The sequence below is a fragment of the Eubacterium sp. Marseille-QA0814 genome (assembly GCF_965119675.1).
In the GTDB taxonomy this organism is placed as follows: Bacteria; Bacillota; Clostridia; order Lachnospirales; family Lachnospiraceae; genus Eubacterium_G.
The window spans coordinates 1-5,027 of record NZ_CBCPMG010000004.1 but is presented as its reverse complement, the minus strand read 5'-3'; the positions used below and the strand labels follow the sequence as shown (position 1 = coordinate 5,027).

4 protein-coding genes and 1 pseudogene are annotated in these 5,027 nt (G+C 42.3%); all 5 read left to right on the top strand.

Features of this window, described 5'->3' with window-relative positions; all coding sequences use genetic code 11:
• Positions 1-319: phage major tail tube protein (locus ACQY63_RS12170; protein ID WP_428245308.1), on the top strand; the 319-nt coding region annotated here is incomplete at its 5' end.
• A gap of 55 nt (positions 320-374) precedes the next feature.
• A complete protein-coding gene (locus ACQY63_RS12165) occupies positions 375-743 on the top strand; it encodes a phage tail assembly protein (protein WP_087758579.1) in 369 nt (122 codons plus the stop codon).
• Between the two features lie 279 nt (positions 744-1,022).
• Positions 1,023-4,571 carry a phage tail tape measure protein gene (locus ACQY63_RS12160; RefSeq protein ID WP_428245307.1) on the top strand — a complete coding sequence of 1,183 codons (3,549 nt, stop codon included), beginning with the start codon at positions 1,023-1,025 and terminating at the stop codon, positions 4,569-4,571.
• The gene (locus tag ACQY63_RS12155) at positions 4,564-4,788 is read left to right on the top strand and encodes a tail protein X (protein ID WP_005359652.1); all 225 of its coding nucleotides are present in this window, start codon (positions 4,564-4,566) and stop codon (positions 4,786-4,788) included. Before ACQY63_RS12160 ends, ACQY63_RS12155 begins: the two co-directional genes overlap by 8 nt.
• Positions 4,781-5,027, top strand: a pseudogene (locus ACQY63_RS12150) (hypothetical protein); the annotation flags it as partial. The gene ACQY63_RS12155 and the pseudogene ACQY63_RS12150, both read left to right, overlap by 8 nt.

Genomic DNA, 5,027 nt, shown 5'->3' with positions numbered 1-5,027 from the left:
AACAAATAATGCGATTAAATTACATGAGCCTAGACAGCACAATATTGATTTAAGAGCAGCACAGCAGCAGAAAGACACCGTAAAGGGTACTACAGAGGTTGTATCTGTAAAACATATCCTTGTAGTAACCCCGAAGAAACTTAACCCCGGAAAAGTTGCCACGGCAGCGGCAGCAGAGGTAAGCGGAGAGTATGCAGTAAGTTATTACGCTACATACATTGACGGCAAGAAAAAGTTGGAGATTGACCCACTTAATTATATCTACTATGTAAACGGAAAAGATTACTTGGCGGATGTAAGAAAGGCACTTGGAAAATAAGCACGGGAAACCGTGCTTTTCCTGTATTTGATAGAAAATTGGAGGATTAAACGCAATGGAAGATGTAAAGCAGACGGCAGCAGTAGAAGAAAAGAAAGTAAATGTGACCGAATCGGACACAGACGGATTAAATTATACCCATGTATTCAAGAACCCCTTTGAATTTGAGGGAAAGACATACGATAAGTTGACTTTTAATTTTGAGGGCCTTTTGGGTTCGGATATGATTGCCGTTGAAAATGAAATGGCAGCAGTTGGCGAATATGTATTATCGCCGGAAATCTCAACCTCTTTCTTGTCAAAAATGGCAGCGAGAGCAGCAGGCGTAGGAAGTGACCTTATCGAGCATTTACCTATCCGTGATTTTGGAAAAATCAAGAATAAGAGCAGAGATTTTTTAGTGACAACAGGCTTAACAGATTAAACCCCGGAACTTGGGTAAGAGAAAATGCACTTTTACTTTCAAGACAGACACACACAGGGGTTGATTATTGGGTAAGCCTTACAATCCGTGATTTAAGAGGGTGGATACGAAGCCTTAACGGATTGATAGAAAAAGAGAAAGCACAACAGCAGAACAACCAATAACATATCCGCCCTTGAAACACAGGGCGGATTTTAACAAAGAAAATAATCATAATTTACATAGATTCAGCACTTGCACAGGCAGGTGCTTTTATTATGCCCGAAAGGAGGTAAAGGCGTGGCGAGTGCAAGACAATTTCAATTTTTCTTTCAATTAACCGCAGCCTTGGGGCCGAACTTCTCTAAGACCTTTAAGACAGCAAACAGCACAATGACCCTTTTGGGCGATAATCTGAAAGAGGTTAGAAATAAGTTAAAGGATGTATCGGCGTATCAGAAACAGCAGACGGCAGTAGAGAGAAGCAAGCAGAGAGTTACAGACCTTGAAAAAGAACACGAAAGGTTACAGGCGGAGTATGATGCAACAGGCGGAGAATCCGAGAAACTTAAAAAGAAATTAGAAGCCAATACGGAAGCATTGGCAAAGGCAAGGGATAAGGCAGCAGACGAAACGGAAAAATTGGAGGAAATGGGGCAGGCACTCCAAGAAGCGGGCGTAAATACAGATAACCTTGCCAAGAACACGGAGGAATTACAAAAGCAATACGACAGGTTGCAGAAATCGCAAGAGAAAGTTGCAGCCATTAACGAAAAAATAGATAAAAATAACGCAGCGATAGCACAAACAAAGTCACAGTTGACAGGAACAATAGGAGCAATCGCAGCGGTAGGAACGGCGATATATGCCGGGCCGGTTAAAAAAGCAGCCGAATTTCAAGAGCAGATGTCGGGAGTAAAGGCAATATCGGGAGCAACAACCGAGGAAATCGCCCAACTTTCAAACAAAGCCAAAGAAATGGGAGCATCAACGAAGTTTACCGCAACGGAAGCCGGACAGGCTATGGAATACATGGCTATGGCAGGTTGGAAAACCGAGGATATGTTAGGCGGTATCGAGGGTATTATGAACCTTGCGGCAGCTTCCGGGGAAGATTTGGCAAGTGTATCCGATATTGTAACGGATGCCTTAACAGCTTTTGGGTTGAGTGCATCAGATGCCGGGCATTTTTCGGACGTATTGGCACAAGCATCAAGTAATGCAAACACCAATGTAGGTATGATGGGGTCAACATTCCAAAAGGTTGCACCTGTAGCCGGAGCGTTAGGCTATAGCGTAGAGGATATGTCTTTAGGCATTGGTCTTATGGCAAATGCAAGTATTAAGGCAGAGGTCGCAGGTACAAGTTTAAAGACGGCGTTAGCCAATATGGCAAAGCCGACAGATGCACAGGCGGCAGCAATGGAGAAATACGGCATAAGTCTTACAAATGCAGACGGCTCTATGAAGAGTTTCGGGGATGTAGTAAAGAACCTCCGAAGCAGTTTAGGCGGATTGTCCGAAGCGGAACAGGTGGCAGCAGCAACAACGATTTTTGGAAAAGAAAGTTTTGCGGGTATGCTTGCTATTGTAAACGCATCAGAAGCCGATTTTAATAAACTTACAGATGCAGTATATAACTGTGACGGTGCAGCTAAACAAATGGCAGAAACCAAGTTAGATAACCTTAACGGAAGTATCACATTGGCACAATCTGCCTTTGATGCTTTACAGGTAGAACTTGGAGAATTGTTATTGCCGACCCTTACAGAGGGCATAAAGAAATTTACGGAAATAGTAAATGTAGTGACAGACTTTGTAAGGGAAAATCCGCAGGCGGTAAAAACTATTGCCAAGGTTGCGGTTGCGTTAGCCGGGTTAAAAGTCGGAGGACTTGCAGCAAAGCTAGGTTTCCTTGAAGTAAAAGGCGGGATACTCAATGTTCAAAAAGCCTTTGAAATTATCAAAGGTATAGGGATGAATACATACCTATCAAGTCTTACGGGCGGATTTTTAAATTTTAAGAATATCGGTAGCGGTATTCTTGGGTATTTCACAAGCGTAAAGAACGCAGCCGGGGGCGTAAGTAGTGCATTAGGCGGAGTGTTAAGCAACAGCACCCTGTTTACAAAGATTGGCAGTGTATTTAGCGGTATCGGTGGAAAAATCGGCGGTACTGTAATGGGGGCGGGTTCAAAATTACTTAACCTGTTTTTAAGTCCGTTTACACGAATGGGCGGTAAACTTGGCGGTATCCTGTCGGGAGTTGGAACAGTTATAGCAAATTCGCCTTTAGGTAAGGTTGGAAATCTCGTAGGTGCAGGATTCGGGAAAATAACGAAGTTTATAGCACCTGTAGGAAATGCAATAAAAACCATGCTTGGACCGTTGGGAAATTTGGCAAGTTCCGTATTTGGTCCGCTTGGTGGAGTGGTAGGTAAGATTTTGCCGATTGTTGGAGTAATCACAACGATTATTACTGTTATTCAGTTGGTAAAAAATCACTTACAGGAAATCAGAGCATTTATAGAAAAGACATTCGGAAGTGAAGCGTTGGCAATCTTTGACAAGATTGTAGCGGTTATTACGAGTGTTGGAGATACCATTAAAAATATTTTCTCTGATAGCAATATCGGAGAAGCAAGAAACAAGATACAAGAGATTTTCGGGGATAAAGGCGTACAGGTATTTGATACGCTTGTAAATATCCTTGGAAAGGTAAAAACGGCGGTATCAGATGTAATAGCATTTGTGACAACCTATGTAGTTCCTGTTGCGGAACAGGTATTACAGGTAATTATAAATGATGTTGTGCCGGGTATTGTGAGTTTCATACAGGCAGCAGCACCTACGATAATGTCAATCATTCAAAGTATTGTTGATTTTGTCGGTGCGGTCATTCCGATTATTGCCGATTTTATAGCCGGATTGATGCCGATTATATCAGAACTTATCTCGTTTTTACAGACCTATGTATTACCGATTATATCGGAATTGTTCAGTTTTATAACAAGTACCGTACTGCCTACTATATCGGCAGCAATTCAAGCAATTTTGCCTGTAGTTACTAATGTTTTATCGGTATTGCTTCCGGCAATTCAAACCGCCTTAACAACGATTTGGAACATAGTAGCACCTATCATACAGGGAATTTTACAGGTGGTACAGGCAGTAATGCCTGTAATTTTATCGGTAGTTCAATCTGTATTAGGTTCGGTACAGGGGATTATACAAAATTTAATGACCGTGCTACAGGGAATTATCTCATTTATAACAGGCGTATTTACAGGAAATTGGTCGCAGGCTTGGAACGGAATTAAGTCTATCTTTTCGGGAGCGGTCGGAGGACTTGGCGAAATCATCAAAGCACCATTACGAGCCGTTGTATCAGCGGTTAATACCGTAATCGGTGGACTTAATAAATTGAAAGTGCCGGATTGGGTTCCCGGACTTGGCGGAAAAGGAATTAACATACCTTTGATTCCGGGATTTGCAAAAGGTACAGACAGGACACCGGGTACATTTATAGCCGGAGAGAATGGACCGGAGTTGATTACAAACGCTGCCAACAGAAAAGTATTTACGGCAGCACAGACAGGACAGATATTTAACAATATCTCACAGGCACAGACGGCGGATAATGTATCCGCAAGAATGAGTGGGGCCGGCACAATCGTTATAAATGTTCAAAATTCGCCAAGCGTTGTAGTGAACGGAAACGGCGAAGCAAATAACATTAAGCAACAGTTAGAACAGTATGACGAAGCATTTTTAGAGAAGCTACGAGCAATCATTGTTGCAATTCTGAAAGAACAAAAAGAACAGGAGGACAGGGTAGTATATGCTTAATAACACTTATACAACGGTATCCGGGGATACTTGGGATATTGTGGCTTATAAAGCCTATGGCAATGAAATGTATATGGATACTCTTATTAAGGCGAATATTGAGTATAAAGATACCTATATTTTTCCAGCAGGGGTTGTATTGACCTTGCCGGAAATTGAATTAACGGTATCGGAATCCCTGCCACCGTGGAAACAGGGGGTAACGGTAAGTGAGTAATAAGAACTACGCAAGGCGTACCGTGGTAAAACTGTACTTTAAGGGTGCAGATATATCCAAGGAATTATCCAAGTATCTGTTATCCCTGTCCTTTACAGACAAAGAAGAGGACGAAACGGACGATATAAGCCTATCCTTGGACGATAGGGAGGGTAAATGGATTAAAGATTGGCTCAATACGAGCAAAGCGGTAAAAACGAAAACAGAAACGGTTACTACAGGCGGTGGAGAGATAAAGG